This is a genomic window from Kitasatospora sp. Ki12 (assembly GCF_054601375.1).
In genome coordinates, this window is the sequence record NZ_BAAIHT010000001.1 from 3,707,460 (window position 1) to 3,724,514 (window position 17,055).

The following is a 17,055-nucleotide window of genomic DNA, read 5'->3' on the forward strand; positions in this document are numbered from 1 at the left end:
ACCGGCTCCCCGTGAGGGACCGGTGAACCAGGACGGGTGAGGGGCCCGGTGGCTACGGCTGCCGGGCCCTTGTCGTGCGCCCGTGCCAGGGGTGGCGGCGCGCGGACTCCGGCACGGTGGCGCGCGGAACCAGGGGGCGCGGCGCGCGGAGCCAGGGGCGGCGGCGCGCGGATTCCGGCGATGCAGAAACGTATCTTCCCGAGACCTTGACGGTGCCTCCCGCTGACTCTAAGTTCGGCGCTGCAAGTTTCCGGCAAGTTACAGAAACTTCCTGCAGGCTTCACCTCGGCTGCCCCACCCCAGCCACCCCCCAGGAGACGACGTGGTCACCACCGCCCCCACCCGACGGCCCGCCCGCGCGGCAGGCGCCCTCGCCGCCTCGGCGGCGCTCGCGCTCTCGCTCGGCACCACCCTCGGCGCCCCCGCCGCCCAGGCCTCCCCGCCCGCGAACAACGGCAAGGACGTCACCGCCACCCTCTTCGAGTGGCGCTTCGACTCCGTCGCCCAGGCCTGCACCTCGACGCTCGGCCCGAAGGGCTACGGCTTCGTCGAGGTCTCGCCGCCGCAGGAGCACATCCAGGGCCCGCAGTGGTGGACCTCCTACCAGCCGGTCAGCTACCGGATCGCCGGTCGGCTCGGCGACCGCACCTCGTTCAAGAACATGGTCGACACCTGCCATGCGGCCGGCGTCAAGGTGATCGCCGACGCGGTGGTCAACCACATGTCGGCCGGCTCCGGCACCGGCACCGGCGGCACCGCGTACACCAAGTACGGCTACCCCGGCACCTACCAGGACCAGGACTTCCACTCCTGCCGCCAGGCGATCAGCAACTACCAGGACCGCGGCAACGTCCAGAACTGCGAACTGGTCAACCTCTCCGACCTGGACACCGGCAGCGCGTACGTCCAGACCACCATCGCGCACTACCTCGACGACCTCGGCTCACTCGGCGTGGACGGCTACCGGATCGACGCCGCCAAGCACATCGCCGCCGCCGACCTCGCCGCGATCAAGGCCAGGACGGCCAACCCCAAGGCCTACTGGGCGCAGGAGGTCATCTACGGCGCCGGCGAGCCGATCCAGCCCACCGAGTACACCGGCACCGGCGACGTCGACGAGTTCCGGGTCGGCACCGACCTCAAGCGGATGTTCACCGCCGACAAGCTCGCCAACCTCAACGGCTGGGGCGCCTCTTGGGGCTACCTGCCGGGCAACCAGGCGCGGAGCTTCATCGACAACTGGGACACCGAGCGCAACGGCTCCACCCTCAACTACACCTACGGCAACACCTACACGCTGGCCAACGTCTTCCTGCTGGCCTCGCCGTACGGCTCGCCCAACGTCTACTCCGGCTACGCCTTCACCAACAAGGACGACGGCCCGCCGAACGGCGGCACCGTCAACGCCTGCTACCAGGACGGCTGGAACTGCGTCCACGCCTGGCGTCAGGTCGCCAACATGGTCGGCTTCCGCAACGCCGTCGCCGGCACCGGGGTGACCAACTGGTGGTCCAACGGCAACAACGCGATCGCCTTCGGCCGCGGCAACAAGGGCTACGTCGCGATCAACCACGAGAGCGGCGCGATCACCCAGACCTTCCAGACCGGGCTGCCGGCCGGCACCTACTGCGACGTCCAGCACGGCGACCCGCAGCCGGGCGGCGGCTGCACCGGCCCGACCTACCAGGTCAACGGCAACGGGCAGTTCACCGCGACGGTCGGCGCGGGCGACGCGGTCGCGCTGTACGTCCAGGGCGGGGTGGCGACGGCCACCGGCGCCTCGTTCAACGTGAACGCGACCACCACGCCCGGCCAGAACATCTACGTGGTCGGCGACGTCGCGGCGCTCGGCGGCTGGGACCCGGCCAAGGCGCTGCCGCTCTCCTCGGCCGGCTACCCGGTCTGGTCGCTGTCGCTCTCGCTGCCGGGCGGTACGGCCTTCCAGTACAAGTACCTCCGCAAGGACGCGAGCGGCGCGGTGACCTGGGAGTCCGGGGCCAACCGGACGGCGACCGCGCCCTCCTCGGGGACGGTCACCCTGAACGACGCCTGGCGGCCGTAGCCCGCCGCCGCGGTTCCGGACGCCCCCGGCCGCCGGTCCCGGGAACCCCGTCAGCCTCGTCTGGCGGGGTTCCCCCGTCGTGAGCCGGGGGCCTCGGGGAGTGGCCTCGGGGAGGGGTCTCAGCCGCGCCCGATGTACGGCATGGCCGTCGCCATGACCGTGGCGAACTGCACATTCGCCTCCAGCGGCAGCGCGGCCATGTGCCGCACGGTGCGGGCGACGTCGGCCACGTCCATGGTCGGCTCGGGGGCGATCCGGCCGTCCGCCTGCCGGACGCCCGCGCCCATCGCCGCGGTCATGTCGGTCGCCGCGTTGCCGATGTCGATCTGCCCGCAGGCGATCCGGTACGGGCGGCCGTCCAGCGAGAGCGACTTGGTCAGACCGGTGACCGCGTGCTTGGTCGCCGTGTAGGCGATCGAGTGCGGGCGCGGGACGTGCGCCGAGATCGACCCGTTGTTGATGATCCGGCCGCCCCGCGGGTCCTGGGCCTTCATCTGCCGGAACGCCGCCCGGGCGCAGAGGAAGGCGCCGGTCAGGTTGAGGTCGACCACGGCCCGCCAGGCCTCGACCTCCAGCTCCTCCACCGGGACGGCCGGGCCGAAGCTGCCGGCGTTGTTGAACAGCAGGTCCACCCGGCCGTGCCGCTCGGCGGTCGCGGCGAACAGGGCGTCCACGGCGGCAGGGTCGGTGACGTCGGTCGGCAGCACGTCGGCCGGGGCGGCGCAGAGCCGGGCGGTCTCCCGCAGCGGCTCGGCCCGGCGGCCGGCCAGCACGGGGAGCCAGCCGGCCGCGGCCAGCTCGACCGCGACGGCCCGGCCGACGCCGCTCCCCGCTCCGGTGACGACGGCGATCTGCTGGGGCATGGCACTCTCCTCGGTGGCGGTGGCGGTGGCGGTGGCGGTGGCGGTGGCGGTGGCGGCCCGGTCGCTCTCCAGCCGGTCCCGGGAGAGATCGTTCCGGATCCGCGGCCCGGCGTCACTGGTCGAAAGCACCCGGAATCCGGCGCTCGGACGCACACGTGGTTGTGAAACCCGCCGTTCGACCCCCGCCGTCCGGCGGGCTGAGCCGAGGGCTTTACCCGATCGCGAACAAACATTGGATTTCCGGTGGCCGACGCGCAACCGGCCCACCCCGGGTCACGTCATAAGATCGCAGGAAGGCGCGCCCCCGCGAGGGACGGCGCACCACCACCCCGGGGGCCCTACCCGCGTTGCGCCCCCGGGTCTGTCCGGCCCCACCGGGGGGCCGCCGCCCGGTCAGACGGACCGGGCGCGACATCGGTCGGAGAGTCCTCACCGTGCTTAGGCAGTCGTCCCGTTACCGTGCCGTCCTGTCCGGCGCCGCCGTGCTCGCCCTGGCCGCCTCGCTCGCGGCCTGCGGGAGCTCCGGCGGTGGGAAGGGGGACAGTGCCACGGCGGGCGCCACCCCGGCCGGGACCGGCACCACCACGGGCACCGCGACGGCCGGCGGCAGCGCCTCGGGCACCCCGAGCACCGCGCCCTCCACCGGCAAGGTGCTGATGCCGACCGGCCCGAACGCCAACCTCACCAAGGCCCGGGACACCGCCGCCGGTCCGATCTTCGTGACCACCGTGGCCGGTGCGAAGTCCGGCGTCTCCGGCAAGGTCTGGGTCTGGCTGCCGCCCGAGTACAACGACCCCAAGTTCGCCAAGACCGGCTTCCCGGTGCTCACCCTCTTCGCGGGCGGCCAGAGCAACGGCTACAACACCTGGACCGACAACCAGCTGCCGATCCAGGAGGAGAACGAGCGGCTGGTCAAGGAGGGCAAGTCCCACCCGTTCATCATGATCATGCCGGTGCAGAACTTCAACAGCGACGAGAAGAACGCGCTGGACTGCTCCGACATCCCGGGCCAGCCCAAGATGGCGACCTGGATGGCCCAGGACCTCCCCGACTTCGTCCGCGCCAACTTCCGCACCGTGAAGGGCCGCGACGGCTGGGGCGTGATGGGCGCCTCCACCGGCGGCTTCTGCAGCGCCAAGCTCGCCCTCCAGTTCCCGGACGTCTACAAGGCCGCGGTGCCGATCGACGGCTACTTCATCCCGGACTCGCTGCTGTGGAAGGGCCACGACGCCGAGCGCGCGGCCAACAACCCGGACGTGATGGTCGCCGAGGGCAAGGCCGACGTGAAGATGCTGGTCACGGCGGGCGGGGCCAACCCGTACGAGACCAAGGTGGTCAAGAACTGGGTGGCCAAGGCCGCCCCGCCGGTGGGCATCACCTACTACGAGCAGCCCGGCGGCAAGCACCTGACCTCGGACTTCAAGAAGATGATCCCGGACACCCTGGAGTGGCTGACCAAGAACCTGGCCGGCCCGGCGGCCGACTGAGGCCGGTCCGGCTTCCGCGCGGCCGCCGGGGTCACTGACTCCGGCGGCCGCGTGCGGTCAGGGGCCGCGGTCAGGGCGTCGCGGACGGTGGCCGGGGGGTCGACGACCCGGGGGCCGGGGAATCCCCCAAACCGTCCCGGAGCGCCGCCAGGAACCCCGACCGCCCGGCCAGCATCAGCAGCTGCGGCAGTGCCACGGTCTGGTCGGACGGCTCCGGCTGGGCCTCGGCCCGGGCGAAGTGCAGGGCGTAGACCAGGCCGTCCGGGGTGATGACGCGGATCTCGGACTCCTGGCCGTGCGGAACGAACGTGAGCGGGTGCAGCACCCAGACCATCGAGCCGTCCGGCAGCGGCATGCCCACGCAGTCCTCGCCGTCCGGGCTCATCGGGCCCCAGTCGGTCGTGCGCAGCTCGCACGGCGAGGTGGTGCCGCCGAACGGCCCGGACGGCCCGTCCGAGCGCCGGCTGACCTGGACCGTTCCGCCGTCGTGCCTGGTCAGCAGGAAGTCGTCCGCCGTGGTGCCCGCGGAGATCTCTCGGAAGTCCTCGGGCAGGTGGTTCTGCAGGAGGGCGAACAGGGCCCGGCCGCCGGTCGTGGCCGTCCCGCCCGTCCCGGTGGCCGCGGTGGCGGCGGTCGTCGCGACGGTGGTCGCGGGTGGCGGGCCGGTCGTCGCGGCGGGCGGCGGGCTCGTCGGCGCGGCGGGCGCGCCCCGCACGCCCGCCGCCGGGGGAGCGTCCGCTCCGGCGCCGCCGCGGTCCGGCCGTGGACCGCCCAGCCCGCCGTGGCCAGCAGGCCCACCGCCGCGGCGGTCGCGCCGGTGGCCAGCAGCCGTCGCCGGCGGCGCAGCCGTACGCCGGAGCGGCGGACCTCCGGCAGCAGCGCCAGGGGAGTGGCCGGCTCCTGCTGGTCCAGGACCGCGCGGAACAGCGCGTCCATGTCGTTGGCGTCGAACGCCGGATCGTCCCGGTTCAACCCGCTTCCCTCTCGTCTCTCGCTCGTCCCGCTCATCTCGTTCTTCTCGTTCTGTTCGTTCGCCCCGCGGTCCGGTCCGGGTCCCGCAGTCCGGTCCGCTCCGGTCCGGTCCGGGCCCGGCGGCCCGGCTCAGCTCGCCGCGATCTCCCGCAGCGAGTCGCCGAGGATCACCCGCAGCTGGGCCAGCCCCCGGCTGGTGTTGGACTTCACCGTGCCGGGGCTCTGGCGCAGGGCCGCCGCCGTCGCCTCGACCGACTGGTCCTCCCAGAACCGCAGCACCAGCGCCGCCCGGTAGGCCGGACTGACCTGCGCCAGCGCGGCCAGCAGGGCCAGCCGGCGCTCCGGGTCCGCCTGGTCGGCCGCCGTCGGCTCCGGCAGCTCCGGCGAGGGCATCTCGTGCGAGCGGCGCAGCCGCCGGGTGTCGATGTAGCTGCGGACCAGAGTGGTCCGGGCGTATCCGGCCGCGGACTCCGGGTCGCGCAGCCGGTTCCAGCGCGCGTACAGCTTCACCAGCGTGGTCTGCGCGAGGTCCTCGGCGAGGTGCCAGTCGCCGCAGAGCAGGTAGCCGGTGCGGCGCAGCGCGGCGTACCGCGCCGCGACGAACTCGTCGAACGACTGCTCCTGCTCCGGTGACATGCGGCCTCGCTGTTCCCCTGGACTCCCCGGCGCGCGCGACGTGCGCACCCTCGTCCGGTTACACGGGGCGGGGGTCGCGGGGCGTTGCGTCCGCCCCGATAAACGCCCTGACCTGCGCGTCAATCGGACATTGATTCGCCTCTGATCGACTGCGGGCACCTTGGCTGGGGTGGTCCTCACCGGCCGCCCCACCCGTCCTGCCCCAAGCCGTGAAGAGAGTCCCATGCCGATCCGCCTGCTGCCCCAGCCCGCTCCCGCCGTGCCCGCGCAGGGTCAGCCCGGCGCCGACCCCCGGGGCGGGGACGACGAACCGTCGACCGTGCGGTTCTCCGGGCTGCGGCTGGTGCACGCCGCACTGCGCCGCGACCTCGCCCGGCTGCCCAACGCGCTCCGGCTGCTCCAGCCCGAGGAGGAGGACAAGGGCGAGGCGCTGCTGCGGCACTGGACCTTCATGACCGCGATGCTGACCTGCCACCACGAGCAGCAGGACACCCGGATCTGGCCGATCGTGCGCCGCTTCGCCCCCGAGCTGCGACTGCTGCTCAACTGGCTGGAGGCCGACCACCACAACCTCGACCACTCGTTCACCCGGGTCACCACGCTGGTCCGGATCGCCAGCCGGGACACCGGCAGCGCCTGGCCGGTCGCCTACGCGATGGAGGACCTGGCGGCCCGGCTGGAGACCCACCTGCGGATCGAGGAGCGCCAGTTGCTGCCCCGGATGGAGCGGGTGGTCGCCGACGGCTCCCGGCTCGGCGGCCTGGGCGAGCTGCTCGACCTGCTGCGCGTGGCGGACGGCCCGGGCACGGCGGACGCGCTGGCCTGGCTGCTGGACGGTGTGGACCCGGCCGAGGTGGACCGGCTGCTGGCCGAGTGCGACGACGACGTGGCCCGCAACTGGCCGCACTGGCAGGCGACCTACCAGCGCTGCACCGCGCCGCTGTGGGGGCCGGGCGGCGGTGCGGAGGACGGCTTCGGCGAGGGCCCGGGCGACGCTCCGGGGACCGTCCTGGGGATCATCGCCGACTGACCGGCGGGCCTTTTCGCGGCTCATCGATCTACGCGCGTGGCACAGACCTCCGGCATATGCTGACGGCGCGTCGGGCGCCCGGCTGCCGGACAACTCCCGGAGTCCCCTAGGGGATTCGACCCACCGCTCTCGGGGTTCGATCGCCCGGCCGATCCGGGCTCCACCAGGGCAGGCCTCCCGCCGACGGTTGATGGCGGGGCGTGTCCGGTCCACTACCGTCGAGGACATGACCACAGCGAGCAGCACTGCCAAGGCCCACCGCACCAGCCTGCGGACCCGCTTCCGGATCGGCTCGGCGATCGTCGCCGCGGGCGCCGTCCTGACGCTCGGCGCCGGACTGGCCGCCTGCGAGGGCGGGGTGGCGCTCTGCCTTGACGACCACAAGTGCACCGTCGGCATCAAGACCGACGGCGTGGACGCCTCGAAGACCGTCAAGGTCTTCGGCGGCGACAACCCGATGAAGATGACGGTCGGTCACATCAGCGACAGCGGGGCCGAGGTGACCATCGGCGACAACAAGAAGACCGTGAGCAAGGACTCCGAGACCGCCGTCGGCAACGTCCGGGTCACCATCCGCAAGTCGGACCGGAGCGACCACTTCGCCGAGGTGCACATCGAGCGCGACTGACCCTTCCCGGTGCTCACCGCCGCCCTCGGCACCCCCTGAACGCGAGAGGTTCCGCCCTCGACCCTTGCCGCCCTCGACCCGAGCCGCCCTCGACCCTTGCCGCCCTCGACCCTTGCCGCCCTCGACCCTTGCCGCCCTCGACCCTTGCCGCCCTCGACCCGAGCCGCGCGCGCCCGGCCGACGCCTGCCCGGCCGAGGCCTACTCCGGAAGGCGGTTGAGCCACTCCAGCGGAGCGACCCGGATCGCCGTGCGCGGCGACCCGTCCCACTCCGCGGGAAGCCCGGCCGCCTCCAGCGCGGCGACCACCGTCCGCCCGATCCCCGCCGTCCGGCGCTCCGCGACCTCGACCGGCTCGCCCTCGGTGTGGAACACCCCGTACCGGAGCATCAGTCCGCGCCCGGCGGCCGCCGACTCGGTGTCCTGCTGGTGGAAGAAGACGAAACCGGAGGAGCCCGCCTCGGCCTCGCCGCCGATCTCGGCGTAGCCGCAGCCGGCGCAGCAGGTGAAGTCCATGGCCGCGACGATGCCCTGGTCCTCCAGCGCGTCGAAGGCGTCCGCCAGCCGGTCGACGTCCGTGACCTCCGGCCACGCGGCCTGCTCGGCCAGCCGCTCGCTCCACAGCGGAGCGACGATCCGCTCCGCCTCCTCCTCGGTGAGCCCCTGGTCGTCGAGGACCTCGACCAGGGACTCGGCTATCTCGTCCGGCTCCTGGAAGCCGCACCGGATCAACTCGCGGGCCCGCTCCTGGGCTTCGCGCAGCACGTCGGGGGTGAGAGCCGTCTCCTGGGTCATGCCCGCATCGTCGCACCCGCCACTGACAATCAGGGCTGCCGGGGCCCGCCAGGGCCGCCCGGTCCGCCCCGGGCGCCCGGTGCTACCGTCCGCCGGTGACCTCTCTGCTGCAACCCCCGCTGATCACCCGGCTGCTGGCCGCCGACCGCATCCTGATCGCCGGGGCCGGCGGCGGCTTCGACGTGTACGCCGGGCTGCCGATCGCCCTCGCCCTGCGCGCCGCGGGCAAGGAGGTGCACCTGGCCAACCTCTCCTTCACCCACCTCTACGGGCTGCCGCTCGACGTGTGGGCGGAGCCCGACGTGGCCAGGATCGGGCCGGACACCGCCGGCCCCGTGGGCTACTTCCCCGAGCGCACCCTGGCCCGCTGGCTGAACCTGCACGGGATGCCCGACACCGTGTGGGCCTTCCCGTCGGTGGGCGTGCAGCCGCTGCGCGAGGCCTACCGCGCACTGGTCGGCCGCCTCGGCGTCGACGCCGTCCTGCTGGTGGACGGCGGCACGGACATCCTGATGCGCGGCGACGAGGCCGGACTCGGCACCCCGGAGGAGGACATGGCCAGCCTGGCGGCGGTGGCCGGGCTCCGGGAGGTGCCGGAGCGGCTGGTCGCCTGCCTGGGCTTCGGCGTCGACTCCTACCACGGCGTCAACCACTCGCTGGTGCTGGAGAACCTTGCCGCGCTGGACCGGGCCGGCGGCTACCTCGGCGCCTTCTCCATCCCACGCGCCAGCCGGGAGGCGGTGCTCTACCTGGACGCCGTCGAGCACGCCAGGGCCGCCTTCCCCGAGCACCCCAGCATCGTCAACGGCTCGGTGGCGGCGGCGCTGCGCGGCGAGTTCGGCGACGTCCGGTTCACCGAGCGGACCGACGGCAGCGAGCTGTTCGTCAACCCGCTGATGGCGATGTACTTCGGCGTCACGGTCGAGGCGCTGGCCGCGGAGAACCGCTACCTGGACCGGCTGGAGCGCACCGTGGTGACCCGCCAGATCGCCACCGCCATCGCGGAGTTCCAGGACGAGCTGCCCCGGCAGCGGCCGCCCCGGCAGTTCCCGCACTGACCGCCGCGCCGCCGCCCCGGAGCGGGAGGTCAGAGGGCGACGAGCCGGAACTCCAGGTCCCCGAACCGCACCTGGTCGCCCGGCCGCACCCGGACGCCGCCAGCGATCCGGCGCCCGTTGACGTGCGTGCCGTTGGTCGAGCCGAGGTCGTACAGCACCCAGTCGCCGTTCTCCTGCCGCAGTTCGGCGTGGCTCCGGGAGACCGAGGCGTTGTGCAGCCGCAGCCCCGAGCCGGGGATCCGGCCGATCGTGAGCGTCCCGGCGCCGGCCTGCGGCAGGCTCAGCCCGGGCAGCCGCTCGGTGCGCCAGGCCCGGTTGATCCGGTCGCCGAAGCCGGAGACCCGGCCGACCGTGCGCAGCACGAAGCGTTCCACCGGGCCGCCGGTGGGCAGGCCGGCCACCGCCGCGTCCAACTCGCTCCGGCTGTTGGCCTGCAGGACGATGTCCATCCGGCCGAGGAAGGTGTCGTGGGAGAGCCGCCCGCTGCCCGCGCCGTCCTTCAGCACCCCGAGCGCCTGGTCCCGTTCGGCGTCGGAGGGCCGGATCCGGCCGGTGGGGAACTCAGGAGGCGTCATGGCCGAATTGTCGGCTCGGCCGACCGGGGCTGTCCAGATCACGCCGGGCGCGGGCGCGTGCTTCGTACGTCACGCGAGTCCAGACGCCCTGTCCGGCCACGTGGTTCCGGGCGGTCCGCGCCGGGGTTCCCGCAGGCCGTACGGGTCGTCAGGCCTTGCGGGCGGCGGCGAGGATCTTCTCGGTGGTGTGCAGGAACCGGGAGGTGACCGAACCCCGGTAGCCCTTGCCGAACATGTCCTTGGTGACCCACTTGCCGTCCCGCAGGTGGATCACCACGTAGGCGGCCCCCGGATCGGCGCCGAGCACCTCGACGTCGCCCTTGGGCGAGCGGTGCGGACGGGCGAGTTCGGCGGGCAGCGGCTCGGAGAGGAAGGCGACGACCAGCCGGACGTCCGGCGTCACCTCGACCTCCCGGAAGTGGTCGGCGGCGAGCAGCCCGGCCACCTCGTCCACCGTCCGCAGCATCACCGGCACCGGGTAGCCGAGCGCCTGCTCCAGGTGCTCCTCGATCCGCCGGGTCAGCGCGGCGCGCTCCGGTGCGCCGGCCGGCCCGTCGGTGGTGAAGAAGACGTTGCCGCTCTGGATGTACGAGCGGACGTTCCCCAGGCCCAGCTCGGCGAAGAGCGCCCGCAGCCGCTCCATCTTCACGGTGCGCCCGCCGACGTTGACGGCCCGCAGGAACGCGATGTACGTGGTCGTGGTGGTCACCCCGCCAGTGTGGCACCGGGCCCCGGCACCGGGCCCCGACACCGGGCACACCGCCGTCGAGGGCGAGCACCTGATGGTCCACGACTGGCACGCGGGCCGGCCGGTGGAGACGGTCAGGCTCCACTGACGGGCCGGCCCGCCCTCTGGCCGGCCGCCTCAGGACAGCACGGACGCGAGGGCCTCCGGCGTGCGGGCCACGACGGCGTGCCCGTCGTCCGCGGTGATGATCGGGCGCTGGATCAGGATCGGGTGCTCGGCCATCGCCGCGATCCAGCGGACCCGCTCGCCCGCCTCCCGGGGCCAGTCCTTCATCCCCAGGTCCTTCGCGGCCTGCTCGTCGGTGCGGGTGATGTCCCAGGGCTCCAGGCCCAGGCGTCCCAGCACCTCCTCCAGTTCGGCCGCGGTCGGCGGCTCGTCCAGGTAGCGCCGCACGGTGTACTCGACCCCGGCGGCGTCCAGCTCGCCGAGCGCCGTCCGGCACTTGCCGCAGCGCGGGTTGATCCAGATCTCCATGCCGGCCAGCCTACCGAGCCGCCCGCGCCCGACCGGCCCGCGTCCGACCGGGGAGCCGGCCGGGTCGCCCGCCCCGGGAACTGTGCGGTACCCGCCGGGGGTTCACGACCCGGGAAGCGTGGTCTCGGGAGGGGAGCACCGGATGGACGGCGCGGCGATCATCGAGTTTCTGACCAGCCCGGCGGTCAGGGCCGACCCGTACCCGCTGTACGCGAAGGCGCGCGAGCTCGGCCCGGCGGTGCCGGCCGGGGACGGGGTCTTCGTGGTGAGCGGCTACGCGGCGGTCAACAAGGTGCTGCGCACGCCGGCCTTCGGCGTCGCCACCGCGGACATGATGGCGGGCGTGCTCCCGGAGTACGTCGAACACTCCTCGCTCGCCCTCTTCGGCCGCTCGATCCTCCAGCGCAACGCCCCGGACCAGCCGCGGGTCCGCTCGCTGATCGCCTCGGTGTTCACCGCCCGCCGGGTCGCCGCGCTGCGCCCGGCGGTGGAGCGGGCGGTGGACCGGCTGCTGGACGAGATGGCCGGGCAGGGCGCGGACGGCTCGCCGGTGGACTTCATGGACGCCTTCGCCTTCCGGCTGCCGGTCGGGGTGATCTGCGAGCTGCTCGGCGTCCCCGAGCGGGACCGCTACCGCTTCCGCGGGCTCACCTCCGACCTGACCGTCGTCCTGGAGATCAGCGAGGAACTCGGCGGGCTCGCCGAGGCCGACGCGGCCGCGGACGAGCTGTCCCGCTACTTCACCGGGCTGGCCGCCGAGCGGCTGGCCCGCCCGCAGGACGACCTGGTCAGCGACCTGGCCCGGATCGCCGCCGAGGACGACGGGCGGCTGTCCGCCGAGGAGCTGCTGGCCAATCTGGTGCTGCTGCTGGTGGCCGGCTTCGAGACCACCACCAACCTGCTGGGCAACGGCCTGGCCCTGCTGTTCCGCCACCCCGAGGCGGCCGCCGGGCTGCGCACCGGCGCGGTCACCCCGGCCGGCTTCACCGACGAGGTGCTGCGCTTCGACTCCCCGGTGCAGGCCACCGGGCGGGTCGCGCTGGCGGAGGGCCTGGCCGTCGACGGGGTGCCGACCCCGCCGGGCAGCGAGCTGACCCTGCTGATCGGCGCGGCCAACCGCGACCCGGCCCGGTACGAGCGCCCCGACGTGTTCGACCCGAGCCGCACCGACAGCCAGCCGCTGAGCTTCGGCGGCGGCCAGCACTTCTGCCTGGGCTCCCAGCTGGCCCGGCTGGAGGCGGAGGTCGCGGTGCCCGCCCTGCTCGACCGCTTCCCGCGGCTCGCCCCGGGCGGGGTCGCCACCCGGCGGGACCGGCTGGTGCTGCGCGGCTACGAGACGCTGCCGGTGACCGTCCGGTAGCCCTGTCCTGCGCCGTCCGGTGAGCCGCCCGGCCTCGGAGGACGGGACGTTCGGCCGTTCGTGGCTGGGCCGTTCGTGGGAGAGCATGGAGGGACGAAACCGGTCATTCCAGGATCATTCCCCCGGAACGGCCGCCTGCCAGGAGGTCCCGCCGTGCCCACAGCGTCCCGCCCGCCGCGCCCAGCCGCGCTGGAGCCCCGGTCGCCGCGCTGGGTCCTCTGGCTCCCGGTGGTCCTGCTGGTGCTGGACCTGATCACCGAGGCCGTCGTCCCGGACGCCGTCGCGGCGGGCTTCCTGCTCACCGCGCTGCCGGTGGTGGTCGCGTTCAGCTACGGCCCGGCGCTCACCGCCGCCGCCACCGTCGGCTCCCTGGCGCTCCAGATCGCCCTGGCCCTGCGCGCGGGCCACGTCGACGAGCAGCACCACGTCTGGGTCTACATCGCCACCCTGCTCTCCGGGGTGATGGGCACCGCCCTGTCCTGGCAGCGCACCCGGCAGAACCGCACCCTGCTGCAGGCCCGTACGGTCGCCGAGACCCTGCAGCGCACCGTGCTGCGGCCGGTGCCCGAGCGGTCCGGCGGGCTGCGGGTGGCCGGGCTCTACCGCCCGGCCCAGGCCGACGTGCTGGTCGGCGGCGACCTGTACGAGGTGTGCGACACCCGCTTCGGCGTCCGGGTGCTGCTCGGCGACGTCCGCGGCAAGGGCCTCGGCGCGGTCCGTACGGTCGCCGACGTCCTGGGCGCGTTCCGGGCGGCCGCGTACGACACCCCGGGGCTGGTCGACCTCGCCGACCAGCTGGACCGCGCGGTGCTGCGCGACGCCGACGACCGCGGTGACGACGAGCTGTTCGCCACCGCCGTCCTGCTGCAGTACCGGCCGGGCTCCGACTGCGTGGAGATCGTCAACCGCGGCCACACCACCCCGCTGCTGCTCGGCGGCGGCGCGATATCCCCGGTGCCGTGCGCGGACGAGCTCCCGCTGGGCCTCGGCCACCTCGGGCCCGCCGAGGAGCGCGGCAAGCCGACCACCGTCGCGCTGCCCCCGGGCCACACGGTGCTGCTGTACACCGACGGCGTCAGCGAGGCCCGCGACGCCACCGGCACCTTCTACCCGCTGGCCCCGCGCCTCGCCGCCCTCGGCACCACCGCGCCCGACCGGCTGGTCTCCTTCCTGGCCCAGGACGTCCACCGCTACGCGGGCCTGCTCGCCGACGACCTCGCGGTGCTGGCCCTCACCCCGGACGTCCCGTGAGACCCGGACGCCCCTGAAGCCCGTGCCGGGCTGCCGGGTTGCCGCGCTCAGCCCGGCCGGCGGGTGTGTTCAGGGTCCAGCGCCGCCGCCAGCGCGGAGCGGGAGGCGACCCCGAGCTTCCGGTAGACCCTGGCCAGGTGGCTCTCCACGGTGCGCGGGCTGAGGAACAGGTCGGTCGCGATGTCCCTGGTGCGGGAGCCGGCCCGGACCAGTTCGGCGATCTGCCGCTCCCGGGTGGTGAGCGAGCCGAGGAGCTCGTCCGGGCCAGGGGCCGCGTGGTCCGCCGCGGCCTCCTGCCGAACGGCCCGGACCCGCTCGCGGACCCGCTTCGCCCCGGTCTCGGCCGCCAGCGCGGCGGCCTGGCGCAGCCACTGCTCGGTGTCGGCGGGCCGGCCCAGGGCGCGGTGCAGCGGTGCGCCCAGCGTCAGCGTCCAGGCCTGGTGCACCCGGAACCCGGCGGCCCGCAGCCGGTCGGCGGCGCGGGAGAACAGCAGCAGCGCCTCGGCGTGCTCGCCCCGGGCGGCCAGCACGGCGGCGCGGGCCCGTTCGGCGAAACCGAGCTGGGAGCCGATGGCGCCCCGCTCGGCCTCGGCCACCGCCCGGTCCGCCCAGTGCGCGGCCGTGTACAGGTCGCCTTCGAGCAGCGCCGCGGTGGAGAGCGTGGCGAGCGCCCCGGGCAGCAGGACCGTGCCGATCCGGGGGAGGCCCTCGCCACCGCCGTACTCGACGACCGTACGGCGGCACTCGGCGGACCGGCCGGCCGCGAGCTGGGTCTGGGCGAGCACCATGGCGGCGCTGCGGTGCCACCAGGTGTGCGGGTGCCCGCCGGCCCGGACGGCCCGGGTGGCGAGGTCGACGGCGAGGCCGGCGTCCCGGGCGCCGTCGCGCCACTGGGCCGCCCCGGCCTCCAGGGCCAGCGCCAGCCCGAGCAGGTCGCGGTTGTCCAGCGCCCGGGCCTCGGCGGCGGCCTCCCGCGCCGCCGAGGCCGCCGCGGCGAGGCCGCCGGTCCACAGCAGCCGGAAGCCCTCGCCGAGGACGAGATGGGGGAGGAGGTGGCGCTGCCCGTGGCGGCGGGCCAGGTCGAGGCCGCGCCGCAGGTGGCGGGCGGCGTCGGTGGGGCGGTCGGTGAGCACCTCGGCCCAGCCGAGCTGGGCCAGCACCTCCATGTGCTGGACGAGGTCGGCGTCGGCGAGCCCGTCGACCAGGGCCGCGGCGCGGTCGAGCGCCGGTACGGCCGCGTTGCCGTCGCCGAGCTGGGCGCGCCCGAGGCCGGCGAGGGCGCGCAGCAGGGCCTCGGCCGGGTGGTCGCCCAGCTGCCGGGCGTCGTCGGCGGCGGTGTCGATCCGGGGCGCGACGGCCGGGTAGTCGCCGCTCAGCAGCGCGACGGTGCCGTACTCGTGGACGAACTCGACGCCGGGCGCGGTGCCCGCCCCGGGGTCGGCCGGTTCGGCGAGCAGGGCGGCGGCCTCCGGGTACCGGCCGAGCATCCGCTCGGCGCGGGCGGTGAGGGTGACGGTCTCGGTGCGCAGCGCGCCGGACTGCCGGGGGATCCGGCGCAGGGTGTCGTGCAGCAGGGCCCGGGCCTCGGGGAGCCGGCCGCAGGCGGTGAGCGCGCGGCCGCGGAGCAGCGCCAGGCGCAGCCGCTGCTCCCGGGTGGACGGCCGGTCGGGCAGGCCCCGGTCGGCGGCCTCCAGCCAGCCGAGGACGCGCCGCGGCGTGTGGTGGAGGTACTCGGCGGCGGCCTGTTCGAGGAGGCGGACGGCGTCGTCGTCGTGGCCGCCGAGGCAGAGCGCGGCGTGCCGGGCGCGGTCGGCCAGCGGACCGCCGTCGCGGGTGAGGCCGTCGAGGGCGCGGCGGTGGGCGCCGAGCCGCCAGACCGGTTCGGTGTGCTCGTGGACGGTCCGGGCGAGCAGCGGGTGCCGCGGCTCGAACAGGCCGGTGTCGGGGACGGGGCGCAGCAGGTCCCGGCGGACCAGGTCGGCGGTGGCGTGCCGGACGGGGTCGGGCCGCAGCCCGGCGACCAGGCCGAGGGTCTCCAGGCCGGTGCGGTCGCCGATCACGGCGGCGGCGTCGAGGACCAGCCGGGCGTCGCGGTCCAGCCCGGCGATCTCGCCGAGCAGGGCGCTGGTGACCAGCTCGGGCGGCCGGTCGGCGCTCCGGCCGGGGTCCGGCGGGTCGGCGCGCCGGGCGGCGGCCAGGGCGAGCAGCAGGAGCGGATTGCCGCCGCTCTGCCGGTGCAGCCGGTCCACCTCGGCCTCGGTGTGCGCGGAGGTGTGCGGCGAGGTGTGGGCGGGGGCGTGCGGGGAGGTGTGGGAGGGGGTGTACGCGGCGGCGCCGTGGGCGGCGACGAGGTCGGCGCAGGCCTCCCGGTCGAGCGCGGCGAGCGGCATCCGGACGACGGTCCCGGCGGCGGCGCCGTCGGCGAGGGCGCCGAGCAGCCGCAGCGGCGACTGGCGCGGCCGGTGGGCGAGCAGCAGCACGAACGGCGCGGTGACCGGGTGCCGGATCAGGTAGTCGGTGAGTTCGGCGGAGGCCGGGTCGGCCCAGTGCAGGTCGTCGAGGACGAGGACGGTCGGCCGCTGCTCGGCCGTCCGGCAGAGCAGCCGCCGTACCGCGTCGTACCGCGGGGGCCGCGGGCCGTCGCCGTCCAGCCGCTCGCCCAGCACGTCCCGGTAGACGTGCAGGGGGACCGTCGACCCGGCTTCCGCGGCGCGCCCGGAGAGCACCCGGGCTCCCCGGCGGGCGGCGCGCGAGACGAACTCGGCCAGGAGCCGGGTCTTGCCGATCCCTGGGTCGCCCACCACCTCGACCGTGTGCCCGCGCTCGGTGAGCAGGTCGAGCACCTCGTCCCACCGCCGGACCTCGGTGTGCCGTCCGACCAGGCCGGTCGGTGCCGGTCGCGGCTCGGATCCGCGCTTCCCGCTCAGCTCGTACCCCGATCGACGCCCGCCGGTCCTCCGGCGGAGGCTGCCCCCGATCGATCCGACCCTACGGGGCGACACCGTGCCTACGTAAGAGCGTTTCAGTACTTCTACGGATACCCAGCGATCTTGGGCGCGCATAGATTCCGGATCCGCGGATCCTTCCGACCGACCGTCAAGCCCCGTCACCCTCGGGT

The 17,055-nt window shown here is 74.8% G+C and carries 16 protein-coding genes; 8 read left to right on the forward strand and 8 right to left on the reverse strand.

What is annotated here, in order from left to right:
• The first annotated feature begins 322 nt into the window (after positions 1-322).
• Entirely contained in the window at positions 323-2,062 is a 1,740-nt protein-coding gene (locus ACYP53_RS16390) for a carbohydrate-binding module family 20 domain-containing protein (protein WP_459647805.1), read from the forward strand.
• 119 nt (positions 2,063-2,181) lie between these two features.
• On the opposite strand, the gene ACYP53_RS16395 is transcribed toward ACYP53_RS16390, so the two are convergent.
• Positions 2,182-2,925 carry an SDR family oxidoreductase gene (locus ACYP53_RS16395; RefSeq protein ID WP_189915446.1) on the reverse strand — a complete coding sequence of 248 codons (744 nt, stop codon included), beginning with the start codon at positions 2,923-2,925 and terminating at the stop codon, positions 2,182-2,184.
• A gap of 434 nt (positions 2,926-3,359) precedes the next feature.
• On the opposite strand from ACYP53_RS16395, the gene ACYP53_RS16400 reads away from it, so the two are divergent.
• The gene (locus ACYP53_RS16400) at positions 3,360-4,412 is read left to right on the forward strand and encodes an alpha/beta hydrolase (RefSeq protein ID WP_229928488.1); all 1,053 of its coding nucleotides are present in this window, start codon (positions 3,360-3,362) and stop codon (positions 4,410-4,412) included.
• A gap of 70 nt (positions 4,413-4,482) precedes the next feature.
• Here the strand turns inward: ACYP53_RS16400 and ACYP53_RS16405 are convergent, their stop codons facing one another.
• Positions 4,483-5,127: a hypothetical protein gene (locus ACYP53_RS16405; protein ID WP_459647806.1), complete on the reverse strand. Its 645-nt coding sequence runs from the start codon at positions 5,125-5,127 to the stop codon at positions 4,483-4,485.
• A 386-nt stretch (positions 5,128-5,513) separates the two neighbouring features.
• Complete coding sequence (locus ACYP53_RS16410; protein ID WP_189915298.1) at positions 5,514-6,020, reverse strand: SigE family RNA polymerase sigma factor; 507 nt, start codon at positions 6,018-6,020, stop codon at positions 5,514-5,516.
• Positions 6,021-6,243: 223 nt separating this feature from the next.
• On the opposite strand from ACYP53_RS16410, the gene ACYP53_RS16415 reads away from it, so the two are divergent.
• A complete protein-coding gene (locus ACYP53_RS16415; RefSeq protein ID WP_189915296.1) occupies positions 6,244-7,050 on the forward strand; it encodes a hemerythrin domain-containing protein in 807 nt (268 codons plus the stop codon).
• Between the two features lie 226 nt (positions 7,051-7,276).
• Positions 7,277-7,678, forward strand: a complete 402-nt coding sequence (locus tag ACYP53_RS16420; protein ID WP_189915294.1) for a hypothetical protein — start codon at positions 7,277-7,279, stop codon at positions 7,676-7,678.
• A 199-nt stretch (positions 7,679-7,877) separates the two neighbouring features.
• Here ACYP53_RS16420 and ACYP53_RS16425 read toward each other — a convergent pair whose 3' ends face one another.
• Entirely contained in the window at positions 7,878-8,471 is a 594-nt protein-coding gene (locus tag ACYP53_RS16425; protein ID WP_459647807.1) for a DUF6891 domain-containing protein, read from the reverse strand.
• Positions 8,472-8,566: 95 nt separating this feature from the next.
• Here ACYP53_RS16425 and ACYP53_RS16430 point away from each other — a divergent pair, with 95 nt between their 5' ends.
• Positions 8,567-9,529: a DUF1152 domain-containing protein gene (locus tag ACYP53_RS16430; RefSeq protein ID WP_189915291.1), complete on the forward strand. Its 963-nt coding sequence runs from the start codon at positions 8,567-8,569 to the stop codon at positions 9,527-9,529.
• Positions 9,530-9,558: 29 nt separating this feature from the next.
• Here ACYP53_RS16430 and ACYP53_RS16435 read toward each other — a convergent pair whose 3' ends face one another.
• Positions 9,559-10,104 carry a DUF1707 and FHA domain-containing protein gene (locus ACYP53_RS16435; protein WP_189915289.1) on the reverse strand — a complete coding sequence of 182 codons (546 nt, stop codon included), beginning with the start codon at positions 10,102-10,104 and terminating at the stop codon, positions 9,559-9,561.
• 148 nt (positions 10,105-10,252) lie between these two features.
• Positions 10,253-10,813 carry a DUF1697 domain-containing protein gene (locus ACYP53_RS16440; RefSeq protein WP_189915287.1) on the reverse strand — a complete coding sequence of 187 codons (561 nt, stop codon included), beginning with the start codon at positions 10,811-10,813 and terminating at the stop codon, positions 10,253-10,255.
• Between ACYP53_RS16440 and ACYP53_RS16445 the strand changes: the two genes are divergently transcribed.
• Positions 10,791-10,940 carry a hypothetical protein gene (locus tag ACYP53_RS16445; protein ID WP_459647808.1) on the forward strand — a complete coding sequence of 50 codons (150 nt, stop codon included), beginning with the start codon at positions 10,791-10,793 and terminating at the stop codon, positions 10,938-10,940. The two genes, ACYP53_RS16440 and ACYP53_RS16445, sit on opposite strands and share 23 nt — an antisense overlap.
• A gap of 29 nt (positions 10,941-10,969) precedes the next feature.
• Here the strand turns inward: ACYP53_RS16445 and ACYP53_RS16450 are convergent, their stop codons facing one another.
• A complete protein-coding gene (locus ACYP53_RS16450; protein WP_459647809.1) occupies positions 10,970-11,326 on the reverse strand; it encodes an arsenate reductase family protein in 357 nt (118 codons plus the stop codon).
• Positions 11,327-11,468: 142 nt separating this feature from the next.
• On the opposite strand from ACYP53_RS16450, the gene ACYP53_RS16455 reads away from it, so the two are divergent.
• Together ACYP53_RS16455 and ACYP53_RS16460 are read left to right on the forward strand one after the other, a co-directional pair.
• A complete protein-coding gene (locus ACYP53_RS16455) occupies positions 11,469-12,686 on the forward strand; it encodes a cytochrome P450 (RefSeq protein WP_459647810.1) in 1,218 nt (405 codons plus the stop codon).
• A gap of 153 nt (positions 12,687-12,839) precedes the next feature.
• Entirely contained in the window at positions 12,840-13,937 is a 1,098-nt protein-coding gene (locus tag ACYP53_RS16460) for a PP2C family protein-serine/threonine phosphatase (protein WP_189915281.1), read from the forward strand.
• A 47-nt stretch (positions 13,938-13,984) separates the two neighbouring features.
• Here ACYP53_RS16460 and ACYP53_RS16465 read toward each other — a convergent pair whose 3' ends face one another.
• The gene (locus ACYP53_RS16465) at positions 13,985-16,999 is read right to left on the reverse strand and encodes a helix-turn-helix transcriptional regulator (protein WP_459647811.1); all 3,015 of its coding nucleotides are present in this window, start codon (positions 16,997-16,999) and stop codon (positions 13,985-13,987) included.
• Positions 17,000-17,055: the final 56 nt, after the last annotated feature.